Source organism: Leptospira kanakyensis (assembly GCF_004769235.1).
Lineage (GTDB): Bacteria > Spirochaetota > Leptospiria > Leptospirales > Leptospiraceae > Leptospira_A > Leptospira_A kanakyensis.
Genome location: NZ_RQFG01000019.1, coordinates 482,515 through 507,061 on the forward strand (window position 1 = coordinate 482,515; position 24,547 = coordinate 507,061).

Sequence of the window (24,547 nt, forward strand, 5' to 3'; positions counted from 1 at the left end):
CTGGAATATGTTGGGGTCTATGTTCCGATTCCGATCATTGCCTTTCCTTCTACTAACAATATTTAGTTTTTCAGCCGTCCTCTCAGAAGGTGCATCGCCTAATGAAATTCGCTTTCGGGTCGCAAAAAACAATGTCCCTTTAAAAATAGAGGCAAATCCTTATTACCTGGGCCATATTCTTGAATTTAGAATTTTTCAAGTTTTGAAATTGGATTTTTCTCCCGAAGAAATGGCAACTATTGTCAGTTTTGTTTTGACACATGCCTCGAAAGAAAGTCCAAACCAAATTGTGATTCCGGGTTATGAAAAAAATTTAGAACTTGTCATTGGCTTTCGTTATATCGAAAAGGCTGGAGATATTTTATTTCTTGTAGTTACCAATTATAATATTGAAACAGAAAGTATTGATACAAGTGATCCCCAGAAACAACTAGCAACTATTTGCCAGGTTAAATCCAATCGTTTTGTTTATTTTGAAGATCTATATTCTGAGAAAAAAATTTCTGAATACAAAGAATCGGGAAATCTTTTAAGCCTCGCCAATCATTATCTCATGGATGAAGATCCAAATAACGATAATTTGGTGGATCATATTCTGGAATCCATCCTAGCCGATGAAAACAAAAACGAATTAGAAAAATTTTTTGCCTTTTTAACCAAAGGACAATTTGCTATCATTCAAAAAAATTTTAGTTTAGCAGAAGAAATCAAATCCAAGTCAATTTTAAGGATTCAAAAAATAAAACTAGAGGATAAAGAAAAGGCAGATTATATTCTAAAACTCTATTCAAAAGAATTAGAATGGATGAAGGCCTACGAGACTAAAGAAACGAAACCCTTAAAAACATAAAAACCCGACTGTTTCCAATCGGGTTTTCTCGTCATTTACCGCAAAACAGGAATCTTGCGGTAATTTTTCTCATAGAGGTTTCTATCTAAAGTTTATTTACTTAGCTAGAGATATACTCTCTATTCAATCTTGTGATGAAGTTTACCGAAATTTCTTTCGGACAAGCTGCTTCACATTCGTATTGGTTTGTACAATTTCCAAATCCTTCTTTGTCCATTGCACTTACCATTTTACGAACTCGTTCTTTCTTTTCGACCACACCTTGTGGGAGGAGTGCCAAATGTGATACTTTTGCCGATACAAAAAGCATTGCAGAAGCATTTTTACAAGCTGCTACACAAGCCCCACATCCGATACAAGTAGCGGCATCCATCGCAAGGTCAGCATCTACTTTTGGAATTGGTAGTGCGTTTCCATCAGGAGCTCCACCCGTATTGATGGATACATACCCACCCGCTTGGATGATACGATCAAAAGCAGAACGGTCTACTAAAAGGTCTTTTACGACAGGGAAAGCTTTGGCTCTCCAAGGTTCGATATAAACCGTATCGCCATCTTTGAACTTACGCATATGTAATTGGCAAGTGGTAGTTCCTTTTTCTGGACCATGAGGAACCCCATTGATTACCATGGAACATGCTCCACAAATTCCTTCGCGGCAGTCGTGGTCAAAGGCAATCGGCTCATCGCCTTTTTTGATTAAGTCATCGTTCACAACATCCAACATCTCAAGGAAAGACATATGTTCGCTGATGTTGTTTGCTTCATAACTCACCATGCGACCTTTATCGTTTTTGTCTTTTTGTCGCCAAACTTTAAGGTGTAACTTCATAGTATCCATTATTTGTAGCTCCTTACGGCTAGGTGGATGTTTTCATACTCGAGTTTTTCGCGGTGTTCTACAGGAGCTTTTCCTTCCCCTTTGTATTCCCAAGCAGTTACGTGACAGAATTTATCGTCATTACGTTTTGCTTCGCCGTCTTCGGTTTGGTGTTCCTCACGGAAATGACCACCACAGGATTCTTCTCTTGTAAGTGCATCTAAACAAAGTAGTTCACCAAACTCTAAATAGTCGGCAACGCGACCTGCTTTTTCTAACTCTTGGTTGAGCTCAGATCCAGATCCGGCAACTTTTACGTTTTTCCAAAATTCCTCTCTCAGTTCAGGAATTCTTTGTAAGGCATCTTTGAGGCCTTTTTCGTTACGTGCCATACCGCACTGATCCCACATGATTTTACCGAGTGCTCTATGGAAATCATCCGGAGTTTTTTTACCGTTGATTGCTAATAATTTATTAGTCATCTCACGAACACGTGCTTCTGCTTCTTTAAACTCAGGTCTGTCTGTAGAGATATTTTTGTGACCTTCTTTGGCAAAATAATCACCAATGGTATAAGGAATCACAAAGTATCCATCAGCAAGACCTTGCATGAGAGCAGATGCTCCGAGTCGGTTCGCACCATGGTCAGAGAAGTTTGCTTCTCCTAGAACATGAAGACCAGGAATATTGGACATGAGGTTGTAATCCACCCAAAGCCCACCCATAGTGTAGTGAACCGCAGGGTAAATACGCATTGGCACTTTGTATGGGTTTTCTCCCGTAATGCGTTCATACATTTGGAAGAGGTTGTCATAACGGTCAGCTACTACTGGTTCACCCAATCGTTTGATGGAATCAGAAAAATCTAGATACACACCAAGTCGTTTGTCACCAACCTTTGGACCCACACCAAGACCATTATCACAAGCTTCTTTTGCTGAACGTGATGAAATGTCCCGAGGTGCTAAGTTTCCGTAAGAAGGGTATTTTCTTTCGAGGTAATAATCTCTTTCGTCTTCTGGAATTTCGTGAGGAGCACGAAGATCATCTTTTTTCTTAGGAACCCAAACCCGTCCGTCGTTACGGAGAGATTCAGACATAAGAGTTAGTTTGGATTGGTAATCTCCGGCTTGAGGGATACAAGTAGGGTGAATTTGCGTATAACAAGGGTTTGCAAATCCTGCACCTTTTTTGTAAGCACGGTAAGTAGCAGTTACGTTCGATCCTTTTGCGTTGGTGGAAAGGTAAAATACGTTTCCGTATCCGCCGGATGCTAGAATGACAGCGTCCCCTGCATGGGAAGAAATTTCACCAGTCACTAGATCACGAACTACGATTCCTTTGGCATGACCATCAACAAGAACTAGTTCCAACATCTCCGTTCTTGGATACATTTTCACTGCACCACGAGAGATTTGTTTCTCTAGAGCAGAGTAGGCACCAAGTAACAACTGTTGGCCAGTTTGTCCTTTTGCATAAAAAGTACGAGATACTTGCGCTCCACCAAAAGACCGGTTGGATAAGGTTCCGCCATACTCACGAGCAAAAGGAACACCTTGTGCCACACACTGGTCAATGATGTTTGTGGATTCATGAGCCAAACGATAAACGTTTGCTTCACGAGCACGGAAGTCACCACCTTTTACAGTGTCATAGAACAAACGATAAACGGAGTCACCATCATTTTGGTAATTCTTTGCCGCATTGATACCACCTTGGGCAGCAATGGAGTGAGCTCGTCTTGGACTGTCTTGGAAACAGAAAACAGAAACTTGGTATCCAAGTTCTGAGAGTGTAGCAGCAGCAGAAGCTCCTGCAAGACCTGTTCCCACGATAATGACTTTATACTTACGTTTGTTTGCCGGGTTTACAAGTTTGATGTCTTGTTTGTGTTTGTCCCATTTTTGTTCTAATGGACCCGACGGAATTTTTGCGTCTAATTTCATAACTTCTCCTAAAAACCCTTAACGGACATACCCGAGTAAAATCGAGATCGGCATGGAACAGTTTCCCAGGAAAATGATAAGACCAAGTCCTGTAGAAGCTTTCTGAATGGCTGGGTTGTGTTTTGGTGCAAGGATTCCCAAAGTCTGAAACATTGATCCCAAAGCATGAGAAAAATGGAGAGCTAGGAAAACCATAAATACAATATAAGTTCCGGAAATGATTGGATCTTGAAATCCGAGGATCACCATCGCATACACATCATGAACTACATCACCATTTTTGAGGATGTATTCAAAACTGTAATGTTCTGGGTTAGTGATTCCTAAAGTAAAATGTGCAAGGTGGTACACAAGAAAGGTGAGTAAAAGGAGTCCGCTATAAGCCATTGTGCGAGAAGCTACAGAGGCTTGGATGGTAGAACCCTTAGCATAAGATACTGGCCTCGCACTTGAATTCTCAAATTTTAGAAGGATGGCTGTACATACGTGACCAAAAAAAGCCACAATCAGTCCAATACGTGCTACCCATAGTAGCGGTCCTAAATCCTTGAGAAACTTTGCGTAGGTGTTTAATTTTTCTGGTCCTTGGAAAACTTGAAGGTTTCCGACCATGTGAAGGATCACGAACCCAAACCAGATAAATCCGGTAATGGCCATAATGATCTTCTTTCCAATTGAGGATCGAAAGAAGTCTAGACTCAACGTCATTGAAGAGCTCCTATAGAGTGTAGGTGTAAATTTTTCTATTACGTCCAGTTTCAGACTGATTCCACTTCCCGTAAATTCATAAATCTTATTCAATCCAAACTTACGAATTTGAGTTTGTTTCTCAATTATATACTCTCCAGACATTGGCTCTTGGAAAAGGGGTTGAGTCCGAATCGAAGGCTAGTGATTCTTGAAAAATCTTGTTAAGAAAACAAAAATGGAATGTCCGGTTTCCTGTCTTGAGGGTTTCTGTTCCCATTTTCGTTCTTTTTTCGTTCTCTTTATTGTTTTGCACGAGGCCAAATGGGAGTTTTGCTGAGAATCGCAAATCCTATTTAAAAGAAGTCGGTCTGCCCATCTTAGTCACAATCCATCCTAGGCACAAAATAAACGCCAAAGAATTGCAGTTGTTCATCAAAACCGAAAACCTAACAAAGGATAGTATTTCTAAGTTCCAAATTTTATTTTTTGCAAGAGACAAAGAAAATCAAATTTTAATACCGGAAGATAAAAAAACTCCTGAGCTAATTTGTTCGATCGAAAAAAACATCCAACCAAACGTAATTATCAAATGCCATGTTGGTCCCTATGTTTATACAAATCTTTGGTCGTCCATCCAAATCCAATCCATTTCTTTTACGACAGAGAACAAGATTCGTCATGTCATCAGTGAAGAAGACTTGGACGATGTGACCATTTGGTTGTAAGTTTTAGTCATTTTATTGCAAAAAAAATGTTTCCAATTTAAAATTCTCGCAGAACTAAAATCCAATGGGTTGACACCCATTAAATAGAATTTTAACCTTCCTAGACCATTATGTTTTCCAAACTCAAAAATGATCTTCCCGCTGGTTTAGTTGTCTTTTTAGTTGCACTTCCCTTATGTTTAGGGGTGGCTTTGGCCAGCGGAGCCCCCTTATTATCCGGTGTGATTTCTGGAGTGATCGGCGGGATCATAGTAGGTATCTTAAGCCACTCCAGTACAAGTGTGAGTGGTCCTGCTGCCGGTCTTGTGACTTTGGTTTTAGCTTCCATTGCTGGGCTTGGGGATTATAGAACCTTTCTCCTTGCTGTTTTTCTTGCAGGGTTTATCCAGATAGTGATTGGTTTCTTGCGTGGTGGATTTATCGCAAACTACGTTCCGTCTAACGTCATCCAAGGTTTACTTGCATCCATAGGACTCATTCTCATCTTAAAACAAATTCCCCATGCAGTAGGATTTGACATCGATCCAGAAGAAGACTTTATCTTTTTCCAAAAAGATGGAGAAAATACTTTTTCTGAACTTTTTAATATCATCAATTTTTTTTCCTGGGGAGCAGTCATCATCGCTCTTTCTTCACTCTTTTTAATGATTGGTTATGACAAAACAAAATGGAAACCTTTGAAGTTTTTACCATCTCCGGTATTAGTCATTCTTTTAGGTGTGTTCATCAATGGAATCTTTCAGAATTTCTTTCCTTCATTCTATCTTTCTGAAAAACATTTAGTATCCATTCCGAATATTAAAAACTGGGAATCTATTTTTTTCTTTCCTAATTTCTCTGCCATCACCCAAACCAAGGTTTGGTATTACGCAATGACGATTGCGGCCTTTGCCACTTTGGAAACTTTATTAAATTTAGATGCAGTAGAAAAAATTGATCCTCACAAAAGGTTAGCTTCCCCTAACAGAGAACTTGTGGCACAAGGAGTAGGGAACTCTTTATCTGGACTGATTGGAGGTTTACCAATTACTTCTGTAATCGTAAGGAGTACGGTCAATATTTATGCCGGTGCTGAATCTAAACTCTCCACAATTTTTCACGGAATTCTGTTATCGATCAGTGTTGTTTTTTTTGGATCTTATTTAAATTTAATTCCATTATCTTCATTGGCAGTAATTCTTATTGTCACAGGTTTTAAACTCACTAACATCAATCTTTATAGATCTATCTATAAAAAAGGGATTTATCAGTTTCTCCCATTCATTGCAACTATTGTTGCCATCATCTTCACAGACCTTTTAACAGGTGTCCTTATTGGACTCTCTATTAGTTTTATTTTTATCCTAAAAAATAACTATAAAAACCCATTTTCTGTAGAAACTGAAAACTTAAACATCGGAGAAACAGTCCGCATCGAATTACCAAACCAGGTTTCCTTTTTAAACAAAGCGTCTATCAAAGACACACTTTGGACCATTCCTGAAAATTCAAAACTGATTGTAGATGCTTCTAACTGCAATTTCATTGATCATGATATCTTAGAAGTTTTGGAAGAATTCAAAACCGTAGTTTCTGTCGAAAGAAAAATCCAACTCAATTTGATTGGGTTAAAGGATTCCTATGAACTAAGTGATCAAGTGCAATTTGTAAACATCTTAGACAAAGAAGCCCAACAGAAGTTAACACCCGATGAAATCTTAGATTTTTTGAAACGAGGAAACGAACGATTCGTAAAGGGGAAATGGTCTGAAAAATATTTCAAACACCAGGTGAATGCCACTGCCTTTGGACAAAACCCAATTGCGGTGGTATTGTCGTGTATTGATTCCAGGACAAGCCCTGAGATTATTTTTGATGCAGGACTCGGAGATATCATTTCCATCCGTATCGCTGGAAATATCGTCAATGATGAAATTCTTGGAAGTTTAGAGTTAGCTTGCGCCAAAATTGGCACTAAACTCGTTGTGGTACTGGGACATTCTAATTGTGGAGCAGTTTCTAGTGCCATCTATGCACTTCGAGAAGGAAACATTGCAAGCGTGACCAAAAAAATCCAAAAGGCAATCGATGAATCGGAAAAAATAATTCATCCCATCCAAAAAGAAAATGAACATATTTTCAACCATGTGGTGAAAGCAAACGTGAAAAACTCAATTGAGGAAATTTTGGCGAAAAGTCCTTTTCTCTCAGAAAAAGTAGGAACCCAAGAAATCAAAATTGTGGCTGGGTTTTATGATACATCCTCAGGCGATGTGCAGTTTTTCGAAACGTAAAAAGAAACTCTGATACAATCAGTCCTCAAGGAAGGTTTAACAATCCCAAAAGATTGCAAACCTTCCGGTTCAAACAAACGTCTGTTTACTTATTTACAGGAACAAATAAAGGTTTGTAAACATTCCAGTTCACATAAGCAAGAAAAGCATTCGCAACCACTACAAAAATTCCTACTGGGATTCCTTCTGGTGCAATGGTAAGGTGGACAAGTAAAATATTGATGGCCACTGGTGCGATGACAATCGAAGCCAAGGGAACAAATCGTCCGGTAAGAAAAGCAATCGCTACGACAAGCTCGGTTACCTTAATGAGAGTCATCAAATAACCAGAAGCTTTGATTCCGTCATTAAATACCTTTAAATCTCCGGTAGTCTCTGGTTGCGGAACCAAGTTAAAGAGAACTACGATCGAAGAAAATAAGAATAATGCACCAAGCAAAACCCTAACAATTAAATAAGCAATTTTCATACCATTTTCCTTTAAATACGCGTATTTCCGATCCAGAATCACTTTAGAACCATCCCAGATTTCGAGAATGATATAACGAACAACTAGAAAGTCACCTAGTTTTCATTGACCTACGTACGATAAGAAATACAAATTCCTGCTAAATTTAGGGATTTTTACGAATCTTATGGGATCCATTTGCAATAAACGCGTTGTTTGGTGGCATTAATGATTAAGGCCCGATTTATGAAATTTGGATTTATAACACTATTTAGTTTTGCTATTTTTCTCTCTAATTGTTTAGCGTCTTCCCAGCAGTCGGAATATTCAATAAAAGAGAATTCAGAAAAATCACTACAACTTCAATACGCAGAAGAACTGGAAACCAAGGTATTAAAAGTAGGCCCCGCACAGGAAATCACAATCGGACAATTAGCACTCAAATCTTTTTCGGATACAAGTTCTAGACTTTTTTCTATCAATTCACTTTCACCACTAAAAACCAATGATCCCATTGAACCAGGTGTGATTGTTTTACGAAAAGTGCAAGTCGATAGAGCGTTAGAATTTGAAGAAGGAACCACTAAATTTCGTCAGGCTACGTTTGTTTCCATTGTTGAATTTTTAGTAGTGAACCCGGAAGGAAAACAAAAACGAATTTTAGGACATTCCGAACAAATTACCACAAGAACCATTCCTTTCAGTGCAGAAGATACAGAGTCAAACGAAAAGATCGCTACGAGCATCCAATCAGCAATCGAAGAAGGATTAAGCCAAATTGTTTCTTCCAAGGATTTTCATTCTACTTATAGAAATCAGAACCTTTCTCAAAGGTGACAAAGTCTTATATCCGGAGAACAAAACTGTAAAGCATGTGAGTGATCTAAAGTGTTACCGATGTGACTTTCTATACAAAAAGCCCAATCCACAATGCGACATAATATACATTATGGGAAGTTACTCACTGCACCACGTAATAATCTACTCGAAATGCCAGTCATCGCATATTGCTTTATTCTCGTGAACTGTTGCTCTTATACTTCCGAGTTAATGATGAGTGAACATTTTCCTTACAAAGGTCAAAAATAACTTTCCCATTGATTGCAAAAAGAAGACCTAGAATTGAAGCAGCACTCAGGCTTCCGGTTAAAGATTCGCGATGAAAAATCCTATGAATGACTGCAGAAGAACTAATCGATAGAAGAAGTAAGTTTAATACAGCAACTGAAAGTAAGTATTTATATCTAACCTTGACAATCGAAAAGTTAAGGATTTTGACTCGAACGAGCAAAAGCCCCAAAATTATCAAAGGAAAGGAAGTTAAAAATACAAAAGAAAATGCATCGTCATAAAACCTAAGTGAACCAATACAATCCGTTACCGGATTTTATCTACATACTTCGCAAGGTTTACCACATGTTGTTTTCCACCTTCAATCGCACCATATTTCGCATTCACTCTTTCTAACTCTTGTTTACTAGAGAAAATCTGTTCCATCAGGAGATTCGTTCCCTTGCCACTAGTTTCAAAAATAATCTTTGATTGGAAATTTACATCTTCATCACCCTCGCAATCGCCAATATGTTTATAAGAGATAAGATTTGGTTTTTGGATTTCAAGAAACTGGATTTTGTTTTTGTAATCATGACCATCTGGGCCATGCATAATAAACTCCCAAATCCCACCATTGGAAAAATCCAAACTTTTGATGGTTAATGTAAAACCATCCGGTCCCCACCATTCCGTTAAGTGTTCGGGGCTCGACCAAACTTCAAAAAGAAGATCAACCGGTACATCAAAATACTTTTTATAGGTAACTTTGTTATCCTCAATCACTGTTTCTAGGTTATTTCTTATCATGAGATCTCTCCATTTTTAATTTCATTACATAACGATCCAATTTATCTAAACGCTTCGTCCAAAGATTTTTAATTTCCAAAATCCAATCTTCCATTTCTTTCATTCCCTTTTGATTCAGGCTATAGATGCGTTTCTGTGCATCCTTTTTCATAAGAAGGATATTTGCCTCTTTTAACAATTTTAAATGTTGTGAAATGGCTGGTGGACTCATCTGAAAATTTTGACTGATTTCTGTGGATGTTAATTCCCCATTCTTTGCAACAAGCCTTACAATGTCCCTTCTCGTATCATCCGCTAAAACAGCAAAGGTGTTCATAGGCATAATATGAAGAATTCTATTAATTAAGTCAATACTTAATTAAGCATTTTTTTAATCTTAATCAAAACTTGAAACATACGAAGGGTTTGGTTTGTTTCGAATGAATGTAGCACATACAATGATCAAAATAAAAAATATTGATTTCACATATTTGATTTATGATGATTAGGTTCGCCTGGAAAGAGGCATTATTACACATAACAAGCTAAAGTTGACTAACAACTGAACCAACCTACCCATTGTTCAGCAATTAATTTTCTGGAATCAGTATGATTCTAATTAAAAAACACGAATTCCTTTTTTATCACATATATGTTTTTTTTATTGCAAACGTTTTTTAATCCGATGTCATTCTGTTCAATTGAGAAAATTCGGAACAATGTTCTTATTAGAAAGTTCCTAGATTTTTACGAATGAGGAAGCAGATGACAACAGCAAATCTTAGAAATCCGTCCGTTGTGGTGATTGGTGCTGGTATGACGGGTATCCTTCTTGCCATTGAATTGGAAAAAGCAGGGATCAAAGACATTACAATTTTAGAGAAAAAAAATGATCTTGGTGGGACTTGGAGGGAAAACACCTATCCGGGTGTAGCTTGTGACATTCCCGCCCATATGTATACTTACAGTTTTGAACCCAATCCGGAATGGAGCCATCGTTTTGCCCATGGAGATGAAATCCAAGCCTACTTCAAACGAGTCAGCGAAAAATACAAGGTCACTCCCAAAATCCATTTCAATGAAGCCGTTTCAGAAGCATCGTATAACAATGGAAAATGGACAACAAAAACCAACCAAGGAAAAACTTACGTTTCTGATTTTCTCATTTCAGCAACAGGGATTTTACACCACCCAGCTCGCCCAAACATCCCAGGCCTAGATTCCTTCCAAGGAAAATGTTTTCATACTGCGGAATGGGATCATTCCGTTGATTTAAAAGGAAAACGAATTGGAATCATAGGAACCGGTTCCACTGCAGCCCAGGTGATTCCGGAAGTAATCAAACTAGGAAAAAAAGTTTCTGTATTCCAAAGGACACCGCAGTGGATCGTAAAAGTACCTGATACTAATTATACAGAAAAAGATAAAGAACGTTGGAGAAAGGACACAAATATTCTCAAACGTTTTCATAGATGGTATACATTTGCCGTAGAACAAACTTTTTCAAAAGCGGTTATCGGTAAAAAACTCCCGCATTTGCTCATGAGTTTTCTTTGCAAACGAAATCTAAAAAAATCCATCAAAGACCCTATCCTACTAAAAAAACTAACACCTAACTACCGCGTAGGATGCAAACGAGTGATTGTGAATTCTACTTTCTACGATGCGATTCAAAAACCAAATGCAGATTTGGTCACAGAGGGAATCGAAAAAATCACAGAAAAAGGTGTTGTGACAAAAGATGGAAAACTCCATGAACTGGATGTTTTGATTCTAGCAACTGGATTTCACCCATTCAACTTCATGCGTCCAATGAACCTAACAGGAAAAGATGGAATTTCGATTGAAACCGTTTGGAAAAAGAAAGTCCAAGCTTACAGATCTTTATTCATTCCCCACTTTCCCAATTTTGTTTTGATGCTTGGACCGAATACTCCGATTGGAAACTTCTCTGTCATTGCAATGAGTGAAGTACAAACCAAATATGTGATGAAAATCATAGAAGATTGGAGAAAAAAGAAATTTGATTCCATTGAGACCACAGAAGATGCCTTAAAACAATTTGCGGCTTACCTCAAAGCGGGGATGAAAAATACAGTTTGGCTCGGTGGTTGCCAAAGTTGGTATTTGGATCCAGATGGAGATCCTGCGATGTGGCCTTATACCTGGAGTCGTTGGGAAAAGGAAATGAAAACGCCTGAGTACAAAGACTTTGTTTTGCAGTCCTTTTAACTTTTTTTAAAATCCTAAACAACATTTTTACCGGTATTGCAAACCAATGCCGGTTTTTTTTTGAATTTCCAGAGCAATCAGTGGTGAAGACAGGTTTTATCTAGTCCAAAATCTGGATAAAAAAACTTGGGTTTTTACTGCCATCTAACTTTGATACGATGGTCTCTAAAATCTCTTTCGATACACCCACACAACCGGATGTTGGTTTGTCCTCATTCCATGGATGTAAAAAGATCATACTTCCAAACCCGGGTACTGCTGGTTTTGTATTGTGTTCGATCACAAAAAATAATTCATAAATATAAGAATCCCAAAGAGAAACTGCCCCTTTTTCGCGGTATGGAATCAGTTGGTTGTAATTTTTAGAACTAGGAGAATCACTCCAATGAGAATTCTTTCGAATTTCATTGTATTCTAAATTACGAATTTGCCTTTTTTGTTTGCCAACAATCCTTTTGAGGGGAAAAATCCCGGAAGGAGTGTGTCCATCCCCTTCTCTTTTTTCCACTCCATTGATAAGCCCACTTCGCCCGAGACGAACTGGTATTTTTTCAAGGATCGGCGTCCATTCTCCCTCTGTGAGCGCGTAAAAATCTAAAGATCCAGTGGTCTCACCAGGTTTTGCAGTGATGAAAAGGATCTGTTCTGAGTCTGGGAGAGGAGAATTTGATGGAGAATTTCCTTCACCAGAAAGCGGGAAGAGGGAAAAAAAATAAAGAAAACTAAAAAGAACAGTGATACAATTGATCTTGTGGTATTGAATTTGCTTGGATTTTAGGGAGAGGCCTAGAAAATGGAGCCAAGATGCTAGGGATTTCGGAGAGTTGATGGATTTCAAAACTCTGGGACGATTCAGATGGCTCCCCCTGCTGGGCTCGAACCAGCGACCCAATGATTAACAGTCATTTGCTCTACCGACTGAGCTAAAGGGGAATCTCGAATCTGTGACCATGCTACGTAGGAAGGTCGCTAGGTCAACGAAAAAAAACTTTCAGAGCCTACAGAAATTTTGCAAAAATTCTAAAAAATCAGGGAGCCTAGCTTTAAAAAATGGATGTTTCCAACTAAAGATACCTTCATTGTGACATAATCCTCTCCGCTCCTGGTAGGGGAAAAAATAGAAATTGTATATGTTGTTGTAGATGGGGTCTGCATGAAAATTGAGAGGCATTTTACCAAAGGGAATACGGGTCTTTACCCGAATTTAACTTGGGTCCGTAAGGATTCTAAAATTACGAATACTGACGGGTCAGTTGTATTTGAGGCCAACGGAGTGGAAGTTCCGGATTTTTGGTCGCAGGTAGCAACAGATATCCTCGCGCAGAAATACTTTCGAAGAAAAGGTGTTCCCAAATATTTAAAGAAGGTTGTTGAGAAAGGCATCCCAGAATGGTTGCAACGTTCGGTTCCGGATGATGAAAAACTTTCCGCACTCAATCCAGAAGACAGATTTGTAGGCGAATCGGATTCCAAACAAGTTTTCCACCGCCTTGCGGGATGTTGGACGTATTGGGGTTATAAATACGGTTATTTTACAGATGAAGATAGCGCTCGTGTCTTCTATGAAGAAGTTATTTTTATGCTCGCAAGCCAAATGGCTGCACCCAATTCCCCACAGTGGTTCAATACAGGACTCCACTGGGCTTATGGAATTGATGGAAAATCACAAGGACATTACTATGTGGATCCAAAATCGGGGAAACTTGTAAGATCAGCCTCTTCTTACGAACACCCACAACCCCATGCATGTTTCATCCAATCTGTGGATGATGATTTAGTGAATGAAGGTGGAATCATGGATCTTTGGGTTCGTGAAGCTCGTCTTTTCAAATACGGATCAGGAACAGGAACTAACTTTTCTAACTTACGTGCTGCCAATGAATCTCTCTCTGGTGGTGGAAAAAGTTCTGGGCTCATGTCTTTCCTTAAAATTGGGGACAGAGCTGCGGGAGCCATCAAATCAGGAGGAACCACTCGTCGTGCAGCGAAGATGGTTTGTCTTGATATGGACCATCCGGACATCGAAGAGTTCATTGATTGGAAAGTGCAAGAAGAGAAAAAAGTGGCATCCCTTGTTACGGGATCCATTCTCAACAACCGCCTCCTCAACGATATTATGAGCGCTTGTTCTTCCGCCAAACAAACACTTGGTGAAGAAGCGGCTTACGACCCAGCTGCCAATTTAGATCTGAAAAAAGCGATCCAAAAAGCAAGGAAAGCATTTGTTCCAGACAACTACATCAAACGAGTGATTGACCTTTCCAAACAAGGTTACAAAGACCTACTCTTTGAAGAATTGACAACTGATTGGCAATCTGAAGCTTATAACACTGTTTCTGGACAAAACTCCAATAACTCTGTGCGAATCACAAATGAGTTTATGGAAGCAGTGGAAAAAGACCTTCCTTTCCACCTTTATAACAGAACGGAAAAAGAAAAAGCAAAGGCCGCAAACAGAGAAGCAAAACCTTCCAAAACTTTACGTGCGCGTGATCTTTGGGAAAGAATTGCCAATGCTGCTTGGAACTCTGCAGACCCAGGAACACAGTATCATAGCACGATCAACGAATGGCATACATGCCCAGAAGACGGAGCGATCAATGCATCGAACCCATGTTCTGAGTATATGTTCCTCGACAATACGGCATGTAACTTGGCTTCCGCAAACCTTGTTAAATTCTTAAAAGAAGACGGAAGTTTTGATGTCGCGGGATACCGTTACTTAAACAAAATTTGGACCATCATCTTAGAAGTATCTGTGCTTATGGCGCAGTTCCCTTCCAAAGAAATTGCAGAACTCTCCTACAAGTTTAGAACTTTAGGTCTCGGATACGCAAACCTTGGTTCCCTTCTCATGATCATGGGTATTCCTTATGATTCACAAGAAGCGATGGCTGTGACTGGTGCGATTTCTTCCATCATGCATATGACTTCTTATGCAACCTCAGCAGAGATGGCAAAAGAACTCGGACCGTTTGCTGGATACGAAAAAAACAAAAACCACATGCTTCGTGTGATTCGTAACCACAGACGTGCGGCTTACAATGCACCAAAAGAAGAATACGAAGGCCTAACCATCACTCCGGTGGGAATCAATCCATCTTTCCTTCCTTCCTACTTACTCGAAGCAGCGAAAGAAGATTCTGACAGAGCCTTGGAACTTGGTGAATTGTATGGATACCGTAACGCACAGGTGACTGTCATTGCACCAACAGGAACCATTGGTCTTGTGATGGACTGTGACACAACAGGAATCGAACCAGACTTTGCTCTCGTGAAATACAAAAAATTGGCTGGTGGTGGATATTTCAAAATCATCAACCAATCAGTGCCAGTGGCTCTTAAAAAACTCGGCTACAGCCAAGCAGAACAAGATGCGATTGTAAACTACTGTAAAGGCCATGCAACTTTCAATGGAGCACCGGGTGTGAACACAGCTCGTTTGAAAGAAAAAGGTTTTACAGAAGATGTATTGGAAAAACTCGAAAAACAACTTCCATTTGTTTTTGATATCCAATTTGCATTCAACAAGTTTACGTTAGGTGAAGATTTCCTTTCCAAAACATTGGGAATCGATGCAAGTGTTTATAACTCTATGAGTTTTAACCTTTTAGAGACACTTGGATTTTCTGCAGATGAAATCGCACAAGCAAATGATTATGTTTGCGGAACGATGACCATCGAAAACGCACCTTTCATCAAAGAGAAGGATCTAGCTGTTTTTGATTGTGCAAACAAATGTGGAAAATACGGAAAACGTTTCTTATCTTATCAATCACATATCCGAATTATGGCTGCGGCACAACCATTCATTTCGGGTGCGATCTCTAAAACGATCAACCTTCCCGAGGAGGCAACCATCGAGGATGTAAAAAATGCATACCTCATGTCTTGGAAAGTGATGATCAAAGCAAACGCACTTTACCGTGATGGATCTAAACTTTCACAACCACTTAACTCCGTATTCCAGTTGTTAAGTGCTGTGGGTGAAGAAGAGGAAGAACTTCAAACTTCTTCTGCTCCCAAAACGGTAACGGAAGTGGCGGAAAAACTTGTTTATAAATACATTGCGGAAAGAAGAAAACTTCCACACCGTCGTGCAGGTTATACACAAAAAGCTATGGTTGGTGGTCACAAAGTATACCTTCGCACAGGAGAATACGAAGATGGCCAACTCGGTGAAATCTTTATCGATATGCATAAAGAAGGAGCGGCTTTCCGTTCCCTTACAAATGCGTTTGCGATCGCAGTTTCTCTTGGTTTACAACATGGAGTTCCACTAGAAGAATTTGTAGAAGCTTTTACATTCTTCAAGTTTGAGCCAAACGGTATGGTTTCTGGCAACCCTCACATTAAGATGTCAACTTCTGTGATCGATTACATCTTTAGAGAACTTGCCATTACTTACCTAGGAAGATACGACTTGGCACAAGTATCTCCCGAGGATCTAAGAACAGATGAAGTAGGAAGAAAAGCAGATCCAACAAAGGATCTAGTGGGAAAGCAGGAAAGTAGCGGACTTCGTGTTCCGCTACAAGTTTCTCCCATTTCCATGAAGTCTGTTTTGGAAGAAAAACCGGAACCGGTGGCAGTTGCTTCCGGAACACCAACAGCAGCACAATCGGCAGCGGCAACTTTGAAAATCATCGGAGAAGCGAGAACCAAAGGTTATACAGGAGATTCCTGTACAGAATGTGGTTCCTTCCAAATGGTTCGTAACGGGGCTTGCCTGAAGTGTATCTCTTGCGGATCCACAACTGGTTGTTCGTAAAAACAAACACCACTAACCTCTAATCTTTAAGGTTAGAGTTTAGAATTAATTAGAAAAAAGATCTCGAGGAATCATCCTTGAGATCTTTTTTTTATCTCCTAAATCAACTACAGTTCGCATTGAATTTAAGATACCTGTGGAATCTTTGCTGTTGGTAATGAGAGATGAATTTTGAATCATCGGGAGTTAAGCTAAATTCACCAGTAAGTGATGTCCGGAAAAATCTGGAAAAATTTCAAGAACAACGACACTTCCTTTAGCGAAAGTATCACAAAGACAGTTTCGCCAAATAAAATCATTTTGATCAAACTAAACGATAAGCGAGACTATGGAACCGGAGCCGGTTCAATGGATGTATCTTCTGCTTTGGGAGCACCACCGCCACCTAACTGATTTAAGTTGGGGAGATCTACTTTTGGAGCAGAAAAGGTGCCACGAATCGGGATACAAGTTTTGCCACCTTCCTGAGGAAGTAAGGCCACCATACCCACCAAATCTTGGCGTTCCTGAGCAAACTTTTCGGTTAAAGTAAAACAAACTTTTAAATCTAATTGTGAAAAGGATAAGGTATCAGAGAGACGAACCACACCTTGGAATTGGAATTTGGCAAGGGAAGATTCTAAACTACCTCGCTCCAAAAGTAATTTTCCCGAACGAATCTTAAACAGAAAATTCGCCTTACGGATGTCAGTTCCTTTTAAACTTCCTAAAAATGGAATTTCGGCAGATTCTTTGATTTTTCCACCAGAAAGGTCGATCTCCCCTTCTCCATTCCATTTTGTAATTTTATCATCAATGGGAGAAAGGCGAAGGGGAATGTCCAAAGTTTGGATGCTCATGGCCCATTCACTTCCTTCGAAATTAAAATAACCAATATTTGCATCACCATCTAATCTAGATTGCAAAAGCCCTAGAAGTGAAATTCCCAAACTAATTTCTTCTGCTTTGATCGACGTCCCCGTTGGAAAACTCGCAACAAAACTATCAAAAGATTTTCTTCCAATCATAGGAAAATGAATTTCTTTGGCATCCATAAAGATACCGGTTTCTTTTCCTGTTTTGATTAACACAGAACGAACAATTTCGTTTAACGGAAAAATAAATAGAGTAAATACAAGAAAGGATACAACTGCAATGGCTACTAATGTAAAAACCTGTTTTCGGTTTACTTTGGAATGTTCTTCATCCCCATCTTCATCAAACAAATCACCATCGTCTTCCAAAAGACTTTCTTGAATTTCTTGGTCTTCCTCGTCTAGGAAATCTTCTTCCAATTCATTTTCTTTTGGCATATTATTTCCCTTTGGACAAACGGCTATAAGATGAAACTTTTAAGTTTACATCGTAGATTTCTTTTTCAGCAAATGGTTTTCGAAAGCTAAGTAGATCAACCTTTGCTTGGATTTGTTTGTTTTTTTCTATATCATAAACAAGTTTGATAATGTCTTGCAAAAGCACAGAACGAAAGGATACATCAATTGTAATTTTGTTATAGTCCTTTTGGATGACATTACTTGTATCCTTCATGGTTTGGACTTTGTCTTTGAGATTGTATCGAACCAAAATTTGGTCCAGTTTCGAATACATCACACTTACATCTTCTTCGCTTCCACCAGATTGTAATCCACGTAAATAATTGTATTCTCGGATCACTCGGTCAAGTTCGCTTGCTTGCGATCTGGTTTCGAAAATTTCTTCCGTAAGACTATTTCTCAAATCAGAAAATAGAGTGATGATTGTATAAATTCCAAGTAGAGCCACAAAACTAATGAGTCCAGTGACTAAAACACGTTCTCTTTCATTTAGGCGATCAAACATTATGGTTCATCCTTAGGAGTCACAATATCCATTTTGATTTTAAAACTAACTTTGAATTTACTAACACCGGTGATTAGTCTTTTGTTTTGGATTTGAATGTTTGTGAATTTTTCAGATTTTTCAAGTGCTGATTGGATGGTTCCAATTTCCCCAAATTCATTCACCCGCCCGTAAATTTGGATTTCCTTTTCTTCAAAATTAAACTGATCTAAAATGAAAGGTAATACTTCTGGGGATGGAAATTGTTCTGTGGCTTCGTTCAAAACATCCAAAACACTTTCTTGGGAAAGAAATAGACGGTAAATTTCCGTTTTTTTCCGTTCTGCTTTTAATTTTTTACTGGCCTCTGCGAGTGGATCCTCTTCTTCTCCAAGTTCGCCACCAATTCCGTTTTTATATTTCTCAAGTAACACACGTTTGTTTGCAGAAATTTTTCGTTTGTCTAAAACAATTCCGATTAAAAATACCCCAAACAACAATACCAAAGAGATACTGACAAGAATTAGATGAGGTTTAAAAGCAGATAACTTAAACCTGTTTGTATGAATTCTTTTTGCAAATCCAGTTTCTAAAAAATTAACGCGGCTACGAGATTCAAAATGAGTTCCAGTAGCCACTGCCGTAACAAAACTAGGATCATTAATTCCTAAAAACTCATAACGACCCGTTCTAATCCCTAATTTTTCTTCTAAATAAGAAGTAAGGCCAGGATACAAACTCGCCCCGCCAGACAAAAGAATGAGACTCGGCCTTTCTGTTTCTGGAAGTGAAAAAATACTATTTTCCACTTCGTGGATGAGTTGGTCTATCTTAGCTAATATAAACTTACGAAGGTTTTTCCACTGTGTGGAATTCATATGGAATTTTGAAAGGAAACTGGACTCTTCTGTTTTTTCAATTGTTTCAAAAAGAAAACCGGTTGGAAGTGATTCTTTTAAAACCCTCGCATCCTCTAATTCAATTTTAAGTAAGTTTGCAATTTCCGAACTCACTTCTTCACCACCAATATAAATTTGTCGTGTATGGCGAAGTTTTCCTTCAAAAAGAACATTCAGAATGCTATACCGTCCTCCCAAATCCAGCTGTAAGATGGTTTGTTCGGTAAGTAACAAAGGGTAATTTTTAGTTACCAATGAAGAAAGTGCAAAGGAATCGAGAGACAAACAAGATAAAGAAAGATCTCCTTTAGCAAAAGGTTTTAAGGCGCGAAGTAATTCCGTGTGATGGACATTGAAGGAAATAACGTCAGAGTTTTCTTTATTTGTTCTCCAAGTTTTACCAATGACTTCTAATTCTTCCATCGGGTAAGGAACCAGGTTTTCTACCTCAAAAGGTAAAACTTCTTGGATTGCTTTTTCTGAAACCAAAGGAACGGTAAGGTCTCGGACAAAAAGATTGTGGATTCCTAAATTGAGGAGAAAGCGATTTTCTTCCGGAAAAAAACTTTGAATGAATCGAATGATATTGTATTCAAAGGGATCCCCTTCCGAATCATCCAGTTCCACAACGGGAAGACTTTCTGTCCGGAGGATAACCACTTTTCCTAGAACCTTTTTAAAAAGGACTCCTTTTAGAAACGTAGAACCATAATCGATAGCTAGGTATTGGTCAAATGATAACATAATTAATCTTCAGTATAGTATAACATTTGGTTGTTGGTAAGGTCAAAAAGACCAGATACCTTTCGAACCACTTTATCCTTTATAATCCCAACCCCTGTGATTTTATAAACTTCGCCTTTGGTTTTGATTCGCCCACCAGAGACATCTGTTCCCTCTCCCGCAAGTTCCTTATACAGAGTGAGATCCCCTGTTGTTTTGACTTGAAATTCTGGTTCGGTCTCCAGATCTTTCAATTCTTTAATATAGCCTCCTTTCTGCAACTTGAGTTTCAAAATTTTCATGGCGGCTTGTTTGGTCATAAAGTCAGAAAGGGAAATGAGGACAAAATACGGTGCCGTATTGATATTGATCCGATCATCATAAGAATCACCCGCAGGCAAATAGGCGGTAACATTATTGGAGAGCACATAATCTTTATCGGAACGAAGGGCTCTTTCCTCCTCTGTCATAAAGTCTTTGGAGTTATTTTTATCATAATCTTTGGGTTTTAAACTTTCATAAACCACAGAACGATCGAATCCTTTGACATTCAAAAGCTCCGAAAGGGAATAAAATGGAGCATTTTTGATCTTTCTTGGAGGAGTGAGCCGGCTGTAGTAATACTGCTCCGCACCGCCCCCGGTTTCCTGATGGTTTTCATCGATCCAGTCCAAAATGGGCGAAATCATTTCTCGTTTTAATCCAAATTGGTAAAAAAGTCGGGTCACCATCTCAATCGTTCTTTGGTTGGGTTGGTCGTCGTAAATCTTCACAAGAGAGTTGATGTTGATTTTTCCATCTTCAGGACTCATGGTGTAATAGATGACACCACCACCGAGGGGGATGGGAGGTGGATCCATAGCAAGACCCGATTGGTATAAAACTTCTTCTGGAATTTTTTTCAATGCGCCCACGGCACCCATAAACCCTGCTTTGGCGAGCATATGAGCCCGAAATCCATCAGCCTGAGAACGAGCCACGCGGTATTCTGTCGCGGCGTCTTCAAAGAATTTGGATGCCGTGAATAGTGAAGCAGTACCTATGGCCATCACAAGGAGATAAACCATAAATCCCTTTTTGGCTCTTTTATTTGTAGAGGATAACCGGATGCGCCAGTGATTCATATTTAACAAATGCATTCCCCACAAGTGATATAATTTCAAACCGAATGAGTCTTGGAATTTTTTTTGTTGTACGGGAATTCCAATCATCAACCCATTTGTCCCCACGTTCGGAAAATTTCATTTGAAAACTTTTTACATTTTCAAGTAATACATGTTCAACGCCACCTTGGGTAGGGAAGGTATCGATCATCTCATCTTCGCGGCGTATTAAGTAAGACAGTCCTTCCATTTTTGGATTCGGCATCTTACGTAAATAAAAGGAAACTTCCCTGACAGATGCCTGTCCTTCTTCTTCGGAATTGGGATTAGCAGTTGCAAATACTACACGGTCATTCCTTGCCCCAGTCACCCCTTCTTGTTTACCCACAAATAAAATTCGTTTTTGGTTATCGATAAAATATGTACGGGTGAGAGTTCCTCGAACATTCTCCATTGCATAAAGAATGTCTTTTCGATTTGCTCCTTTATTAGAAGCTCCTTTTTTTGAAATTTTATTCGCTGTATAAAATACAGAAAATATTCCCGTAAAAATTACCGCCATAATCATCACAACAATGGATATCTCCACCAGTGTGAAACCACGTTTACGACGATAAACAAACATTAGTATTTTGTACTCCTAAATGTTTCGACACTATAGGTTTCTTTTTTGTTCCCATCCATATAAAAAATAGAAACCTTCACTCGAAATACTTTCAAAACTCCACCAGTTTCAAAACTTTTTTTCTGACCCCGTTTTTTCATTAGGTCGCTAAAACCTACGTCTTTATCACCTAACATATCCTTGGGGGCTTTGTTACGAAGAGCTTCTGCATTAGGACCACCGGCTAGTTTGAGTAAGTCCATTTCTTCTTCTTTGATTTCTGTTTCGAATGTGTATCCAGGGAAGGCATCAATCGAACCTCGGGAGGTGTCCGTTTGCATAGTAGTGGAAGAATCCACTTGAGCCATTTTGATTTTTGCTAAATGTACAGCATTGGCAAGTAAAACTGCTTTTTTCTGATATGAAATTCCTTCGGCAATCAGCGAATATGTATAAGTCATTACCATCGCGGCCATAGCCATAGCAATCGTGACTTCAAAGAGTGTGAAAGCCGAACGGGTGTTTTTATTTAGGCGGTGTTTTCGCATTTGATTCCACCTGTTCATCCCTTTCATCCAAACCATAAGAAACCTTTTGGATGGGCCCAGTTTCTGGTTCAGGAAAATATTCCGTTTTATGAATTTTGATTTTTCCACCATATCTGTAGATTTGAATGGTTCGTTTGATCTCTGAATCAGAGCCAATATATAACAATAAATCTGTTGTGGTTCCTTGTGGGGTAAATACAATTCGAATTTTGCCCTCTGTTTTCGGTTTACCACCTAAGTCACGTACGCTGACAATTTTTGAATAAAAGGGAAGTGTTACTTTTTTTAAGATAGGTTCTTCTTCGAGCCCACCCTCTTCTCTTTTTAAGAGGAAAAACTGGTATTCTCTTTTTTCAAACTCGTATTGGAATAAAACAGCTTGGTTGGTGAGTTGGGCTTTGTTGTATCCGAATTTAAAAGATTCCTGTAATTTAACAGCGATATCTTCGGTAGAAGGAATGATGAGGTTACGGAGAGTTCCTCCGACAATCACCATGATCAGACCAAGGATGGAAATTACAACGGCAATCTCAATGAGTGTGAGACCATCGCGTAATTTCCGCTTGGTTTTCAAAACCGATATTTTATCGGAAAGCGGCCGGGTAATCATCCGGTGAAAGGATATTAAAATCTTTATTTTTTCCTTCTCCACCTTCTTTTTTATCTTCACCTAAAGTAAGAATTTGCGGGATAGCACCTTCAAACTTTAATACATAAGGAGTTTTCCACGGATCTTTTAAAACTGCTTTTTCACGAACAATTGGTTCGTAATCATCACCAACTTTGTCATCGTCTGGTTTTTCGATTAAAGCTTGTAAACCTTGTTCTTCTGAAGGGTATTTATCATACACTTCTAAATAACGTTCGAGAGCTGTTTTTAGTACAGCACTATCATTTTTAAGCTTCAGTTTTTTTTCGCCTTCACCCCGATTACCGATACTGGAGTAAAGAATTGCCATAAGAGATCCTAAAATGAGCATTACTACGGTAATCTCGATTAGGGTAAGTCCCTCACGTATCTTTCTGTGTTTCCCTTTAGTTTTCATAAACCCTACATCCCCTGGATTTCTTGAGTTAGTTTGTACATTGGCGTCATAATGGCCGCCATGATTGTAAAAATAATTCCACCCATTACAATGATCATCATTGGTTCTAATGATTGGGTCAAAGATTTTATTGCCGTGTCCACCTCGGATTCATAGATTTCCGAGAGTTTATTCATCATTTCGGGGACTTTATCAGAGGCTTCCCCGGCACTCAGCATCCCAAGTACCATTTGCGGGAGGACTTGAGATCCTTGTAAAGAATCAGAAAGTTTTCCACCCTCTTTGATTTTGATGATGGCAGATTCAATTTCTTCCTTAAAAACCGTGTGTCCGACAACGTCAGAGACAATGTTCAATGAAACAATGAGAGGCACCCGGTTCAAAAGCAAAATAGATAGATTCCTTGCAAAATTAGAAACTAGGATTTTCCGAAGTAAGGTTCCAATGACTGGCAATCGAAGGAGGAATTTGTCCCAAGTTTTTTTTCCTTCACCCGCACTTTTCCATTTCATAAATCCTAAAAATCCACCGGCAATGGCACCTAAAATAAAAAACCAATAATTGGTTAAAACATAAGATAAGAAGATCACACTTCTTGTGAGTAGCGGAAGTTTAGCGTCAAAGGATGCAAACAACTGTTCAATTTGTGGAATCACCACCACAAGTAGGAAGATGGAAACACCCAAAGAAAGTAAACCCATAATCATGGGATAAATCATCGCCACTTGGACTTTCGATTTTAATTCAGAGGATTTTTCCTCTAGTTCAGCTAACCGGTGTAACGTGTTTTCATAATTTCCTGTGGACTCACCCACGGAAATCAAACTGGGATACTGGTCAGGAAAAACCGTTTTGTGTTTTTTCATGGACTCGGAAAGACTCATTCCCTCCGTAATGTCCGCTCTCATCTCAATCAAAACTTTTTTGAAATAGATATTTTCCACTTGGTCAATGATCGATAACAAACATTTATCAAGTGGAATACCCGCACCAAGTAGGGTTCCGAGTTGTTTACAAAATAATCCCACTTCTTTTCTGGGAATTCGGTATAATAATTTTGATAAAAACGGAAAAAGTTCTCTTTCTTCCTTTTCTCTATCTTCTTGGATGGATCTGACATAAAGGCCTTTCGCCTTTAGTTTGTTACGTGCCGCCTGAAGATTCGGGGCATCGATAATATTTTTTTCTTCTTTCCCCTTTCTGTTGAATGCAACGTACGTATAAAGTGGCATA

The 24,547-nt window shown here is 38.9% G+C and carries 22 protein-coding genes and 1 tRNA gene; 6 read left to right on the top strand and 17 right to left on the bottom strand.

All coding sequences use genetic code 11. The features are described from left to right. Positions 1 to 19 precede the first annotated feature (19 nt). A complete protein-coding gene (locus EHQ16_RS16605; protein WP_135632319.1) occupies positions 20 to 850 on the top strand; it encodes a hypothetical protein in 831 nt (276 codons plus the stop codon). Between the two features lie 100 nt (positions 851 to 950). Here EHQ16_RS16605 and EHQ16_RS16610 read toward each other — a convergent pair whose 3' ends face one another. From EHQ16_RS16610 to EHQ16_RS16620, 3 genes are read right to left on the bottom strand one after another with little or no spacing between them, the layout of a single operon-like run. Next, on the bottom strand, positions 951 to 1,682 hold the full coding sequence (locus tag EHQ16_RS16610) for a succinate dehydrogenase/fumarate reductase iron-sulfur subunit (RefSeq protein ID WP_135583487.1): 732 nt from the start codon (positions 1,680 to 1,682) through the stop codon (positions 951 to 953). 8 nt (positions 1,683 to 1,690) lie between these two features. Then, positions 1,691 to 3,616: a fumarate reductase/succinate dehydrogenase flavoprotein subunit gene (locus EHQ16_RS16615; RefSeq protein WP_135632320.1), complete on the bottom strand. Its 1,926-nt coding sequence runs from the start codon at positions 3,614 to 3,616 to the stop codon at positions 1,691 to 1,693. An 18-nt stretch (positions 3,617 to 3,634) separates the two neighbouring features. After that, positions 3,635 to 4,324, bottom strand: coding sequence for a succinate dehydrogenase cytochrome b subunit (locus tag EHQ16_RS16620; protein WP_135632321.1), 690 nt, complete (start codon positions 4,322 to 4,324; stop codon positions 3,635 to 3,637). A 407-nt stretch (positions 4,325 to 4,731) separates the two neighbouring features. On the opposite strand from EHQ16_RS16620, the gene EHQ16_RS16625 reads away from it, so the two are divergent. Together EHQ16_RS16625 and EHQ16_RS16630 are read left to right on the top strand one after the other, a co-directional pair. Then, the gene (locus EHQ16_RS16625) at positions 4,732 to 5,031 is read left to right on the top strand and encodes a hypothetical protein (protein WP_244242118.1); all 300 of its coding nucleotides are present in this window, start codon (positions 4,732 to 4,734) and stop codon (positions 5,029 to 5,031) included. Positions 5,032 to 5,141: 110 nt separating this feature from the next. Next, positions 5,142 to 7,304: a SulP family inorganic anion transporter gene (locus tag EHQ16_RS16630; RefSeq protein ID WP_135632322.1), complete on the top strand. Its 2,163-nt coding sequence runs from the start codon at positions 5,142 to 5,144 to the stop codon at positions 7,302 to 7,304. 85 nt (positions 7,305 to 7,389) lie between these two features. Here the strand turns inward: EHQ16_RS16630 and EHQ16_RS16635 are convergent, their stop codons facing one another. Beyond that, entirely contained in the window at positions 7,390 to 7,773 is a 384-nt protein-coding gene (locus tag EHQ16_RS16635) for a DoxX family membrane protein (RefSeq protein WP_135632323.1), read from the bottom strand. Between the two features lie 207 nt (positions 7,774 to 7,980). On the opposite strand from EHQ16_RS16635, the gene EHQ16_RS16640 reads away from it, so the two are divergent. Continuing rightward, on the top strand, positions 7,981 to 8,589 hold the full coding sequence (locus EHQ16_RS16640) for a hypothetical protein (RefSeq protein ID WP_244242119.1): 609 nt from the start codon (positions 7,981 to 7,983) through the stop codon (positions 8,587 to 8,589). Positions 8,590 to 9,129: 540 nt separating this feature from the next. Here EHQ16_RS16640 and EHQ16_RS16645 read toward each other — a convergent pair. Continuing rightward, on the bottom strand, positions 9,130 to 9,612 hold the full coding sequence (locus EHQ16_RS16645; RefSeq protein ID WP_135632324.1) for an SRPBCC family protein: 483 nt from the start codon (positions 9,610 to 9,612) through the stop codon (positions 9,130 to 9,132). Next, a complete protein-coding gene (locus EHQ16_RS16650; protein ID WP_135632938.1) occupies positions 9,599 to 9,928 on the bottom strand; it encodes an ArsR/SmtB family transcription factor in 330 nt (109 codons plus the stop codon). Before EHQ16_RS16650 ends, EHQ16_RS16645 begins: the two co-directional genes overlap by 14 nt. A 428-nt stretch (positions 9,929 to 10,356) precedes the next feature. Between EHQ16_RS16650 and EHQ16_RS16655 the strand changes: the two genes are divergently transcribed. After that, positions 10,357 to 11,823, top strand: coding sequence for a flavin-containing monooxygenase (locus EHQ16_RS16655; RefSeq protein ID WP_135632325.1), 1,467 nt, complete (start codon positions 10,357 to 10,359; stop codon positions 11,821 to 11,823). Between the two features lie 100 nt (positions 11,824 to 11,923). On the opposite strand, the gene EHQ16_RS16660 is transcribed toward EHQ16_RS16655, so the two are convergent. Next, positions 11,924 to 12,661, bottom strand: a complete 738-nt coding sequence (locus EHQ16_RS16660; protein WP_135632326.1) for a L,D-transpeptidase family protein — start codon at positions 12,659 to 12,661, stop codon at positions 11,924 to 11,926. 19 nt (positions 12,662 to 12,680) lie between these two features. Beyond that, positions 12,681 to 12,756 (bottom strand) — tRNA-Asn (locus tag EHQ16_RS16665). Positions 12,757 to 12,976: 220 nt separating this feature from the next. Between EHQ16_RS16665 and EHQ16_RS16670 the strand changes: the two genes are divergently transcribed. Beyond that, on the top strand, positions 12,977 to 16,594 hold the full coding sequence (locus tag EHQ16_RS16670; protein ID WP_135632327.1) for a vitamin B12-dependent ribonucleotide reductase: 3,618 nt from the start codon (positions 12,977 to 12,979) through the stop codon (positions 16,592 to 16,594). Between the two features lie 326 nt (positions 16,595 to 16,920). On the opposite strand, the gene gspN is transcribed toward EHQ16_RS16670, so the two are convergent. Genes gspN through EHQ16_RS16715 form a run of 9 tightly spaced genes read right to left on the bottom strand, consistent with a single transcriptional unit; the run spans position 16,921 to position 24,546 of the window. Beyond that, on the bottom strand, positions 16,921 to 17,886 hold the full coding sequence (gene gspN, locus EHQ16_RS16675) for a type II secretion system protein GspN (RefSeq protein WP_135632328.1): 966 nt from the start codon (positions 17,884 to 17,886) through the stop codon (positions 16,921 to 16,923). A gap of 1 nt (position 17,887) precedes the next feature. Continuing rightward, positions 17,888 to 18,412 carry a hypothetical protein gene (locus tag EHQ16_RS16680; RefSeq protein ID WP_135632329.1) on the bottom strand — a complete coding sequence of 175 codons (525 nt, stop codon included), beginning with the start codon at positions 18,410 to 18,412 and terminating at the stop codon, positions 17,888 to 17,890. Then, positions 18,412 to 20,034: a cell division protein FtsA gene (gene pilM / locus EHQ16_RS16685; protein ID WP_135632330.1), complete on the bottom strand. Its 1,623-nt coding sequence runs from the start codon at positions 20,032 to 20,034 to the stop codon at positions 18,412 to 18,414. The genes EHQ16_RS16680 and pilM overlap by 1 nt, the downstream gene beginning before the upstream one ends. Before the next feature lie 2 nt (positions 20,035 to 20,036). After that, complete coding sequence (locus EHQ16_RS16690; protein WP_244242120.1) at positions 20,037 to 21,137, bottom strand: type II secretion system minor pseudopilin; 1,101 nt, start codon at positions 21,135 to 21,137, stop codon at positions 20,037 to 20,039. Next, the gene (locus EHQ16_RS16695) at positions 21,100 to 21,741 is read right to left on the bottom strand and encodes a type II secretion system protein GspJ (RefSeq protein ID WP_135632331.1); all 642 of its coding nucleotides are present in this window, start codon (positions 21,739 to 21,741) and stop codon (positions 21,100 to 21,102) included. The genes EHQ16_RS16690 and EHQ16_RS16695 overlap by 38 nt, the downstream gene beginning before the upstream one ends. Beyond that, positions 21,741 to 22,268 carry a prepilin-type cleavage/methylation domain-containing protein gene (locus EHQ16_RS16700; RefSeq protein WP_135632332.1) on the bottom strand — a complete coding sequence of 176 codons (528 nt, stop codon included), beginning with the start codon at positions 22,266 to 22,268 and terminating at the stop codon, positions 21,741 to 21,743. The genes EHQ16_RS16695 and EHQ16_RS16700 overlap by 1 nt, the downstream gene beginning before the upstream one ends. After that, the gene (locus tag EHQ16_RS16705) at positions 22,246 to 22,878 is read right to left on the bottom strand and encodes a type II secretion system protein (RefSeq protein ID WP_409035612.1); all 633 of its coding nucleotides are present in this window, start codon (positions 22,876 to 22,878) and stop codon (positions 22,246 to 22,248) included. The genes EHQ16_RS16700 and EHQ16_RS16705 overlap by 23 nt, the downstream gene beginning before the upstream one ends. Continuing rightward, positions 22,853 to 23,314: a type II secretion system protein GspG gene (locus tag EHQ16_RS16710; RefSeq protein ID WP_135632333.1), complete on the bottom strand. Its 462-nt coding sequence runs from the start codon at positions 23,312 to 23,314 to the stop codon at positions 22,853 to 22,855. The genes EHQ16_RS16705 and EHQ16_RS16710 overlap by 26 nt, the downstream gene beginning before the upstream one ends. A 5-nt stretch (positions 23,315 to 23,319) precedes the next feature. After that, positions 23,320 to 24,546, bottom strand: coding sequence for a type II secretion system F family protein (locus EHQ16_RS16715; RefSeq protein ID WP_135632334.1), 1,227 nt, complete (start codon positions 24,544 to 24,546; stop codon positions 23,320 to 23,322). Position 24,547: the final 1 nt, after the last annotated feature.

Bases quoted from the DNA above. Each gene is read 5' to 3' on its own strand.
- EHQ16_RS16655 (WP_135632325.1), top strand. From the start codon at position 10,357: ATGACAACAGCAAATCTTAGAAATCCGTCCGTTGTGGTGATTGGTGCT.
- EHQ16_RS16635 (WP_135632323.1), bottom strand. From the start codon at position 7,773: ATGAAAATTGCTTATTTAATTGTTAGGGTTTTGCTTGGTGCATTATTC.
- EHQ16_RS16680 (WP_135632329.1), bottom strand. From the start codon at position 18,412: ATGTTTGATCGCCTAAATGAAAGAGAACGTGTTTTAGTCACTGGACTC.
- EHQ16_RS16630 (WP_135632322.1), top strand. From the start codon at position 5,142: ATGTTTTCCAAACTCAAAAATGATCTTCCCGCTGGTTTAGTTGTCTTT.
- EHQ16_RS16640 (WP_244242119.1), top strand. From the start codon at position 7,981: ATGATTAAGGCCCGATTTATGAAATTTGGATTTATAACACTATTTAGT.
- EHQ16_RS16610 (WP_135583487.1), bottom strand. From the start codon at position 1,682: ATGAAGTTACACCTTAAAGTTTGGCGACAAAAAGACAAAAACGATAAA.
- gspN (WP_135632328.1), bottom strand. From the start codon at position 17,886: ATGCCAAAAGAAAATGAATTGGAAGAAGATTTCCTAGACGAGGAAGAC.
- EHQ16_RS16705 (WP_409035612.1), bottom strand. From the start codon at position 22,878: ATGATTACCCGGCCGCTTTCCGATAAAATATCGGTTTTGAAAACCAAG.
- EHQ16_RS16700 (WP_135632332.1), bottom strand. From the start codon at position 22,268: ATGCGAAAACACCGCCTAAATAAAAACACCCGTTCGGCTTTCACACTC.
- EHQ16_RS16695 (WP_135632331.1), bottom strand. From the start codon at position 21,741: ATGTTTGTTTATCGTCGTAAACGTGGTTTCACACTGGTGGAGATATCC.
- EHQ16_RS16710 (WP_135632333.1), bottom strand. From the start codon at position 23,314: ATGAAAACTAAAGGGAAACACAGAAAGATACGTGAGGGACTTACCCTA.
- EHQ16_RS16620 (WP_135632321.1), bottom strand. From the start codon at position 4,324: ATGACGTTGAGTCTAGACTTCTTTCGATCCTCAATTGGAAAGAAGATC.
- EHQ16_RS16690 (WP_244242120.1), bottom strand. From the start codon at position 21,137: ATGAATCACTGGCGCATCCGGTTATCCTCTACAAATAAAAGAGCCAAA.
- pilM (WP_135632330.1), bottom strand. From the start codon at position 20,034: ATGTTATCATTTGACCAATACCTAGCTATCGATTATGGTTCTACGTTT.
- EHQ16_RS16670 (WP_135632327.1), top strand. From the start codon at position 12,977: ATGAAAATTGAGAGGCATTTTACCAAAGGGAATACGGGTCTTTACCCG.
- EHQ16_RS16715 (WP_135632334.1), bottom strand. From the start codon at position 24,546: ATGCCACTTTATACGTACGTTGCATTCAACAGAAAGGGGAAAGAAGAA.
- EHQ16_RS16615 (WP_135632320.1), bottom strand. From the start codon at position 3,616: ATGAAATTAGACGCAAAAATTCCGTCGGGTCCATTAGAACAAAAATGG.
- EHQ16_RS16645 (WP_135632324.1), bottom strand. From the start codon at position 9,612: ATGATAAGAAATAACCTAGAAACAGTGATTGAGGATAACAAAGTTACC.
- EHQ16_RS16650 (WP_135632938.1), bottom strand. From the start codon at position 9,928: ATGAACACCTTTGCTGTTTTAGCGGATGATACGAGAAGGGACATTGTA.
- EHQ16_RS16605 (WP_135632319.1), top strand. From the start codon at position 20: ATGTTCCGATTCCGATCATTGCCTTTCCTTCTACTAACAATATTTAGT.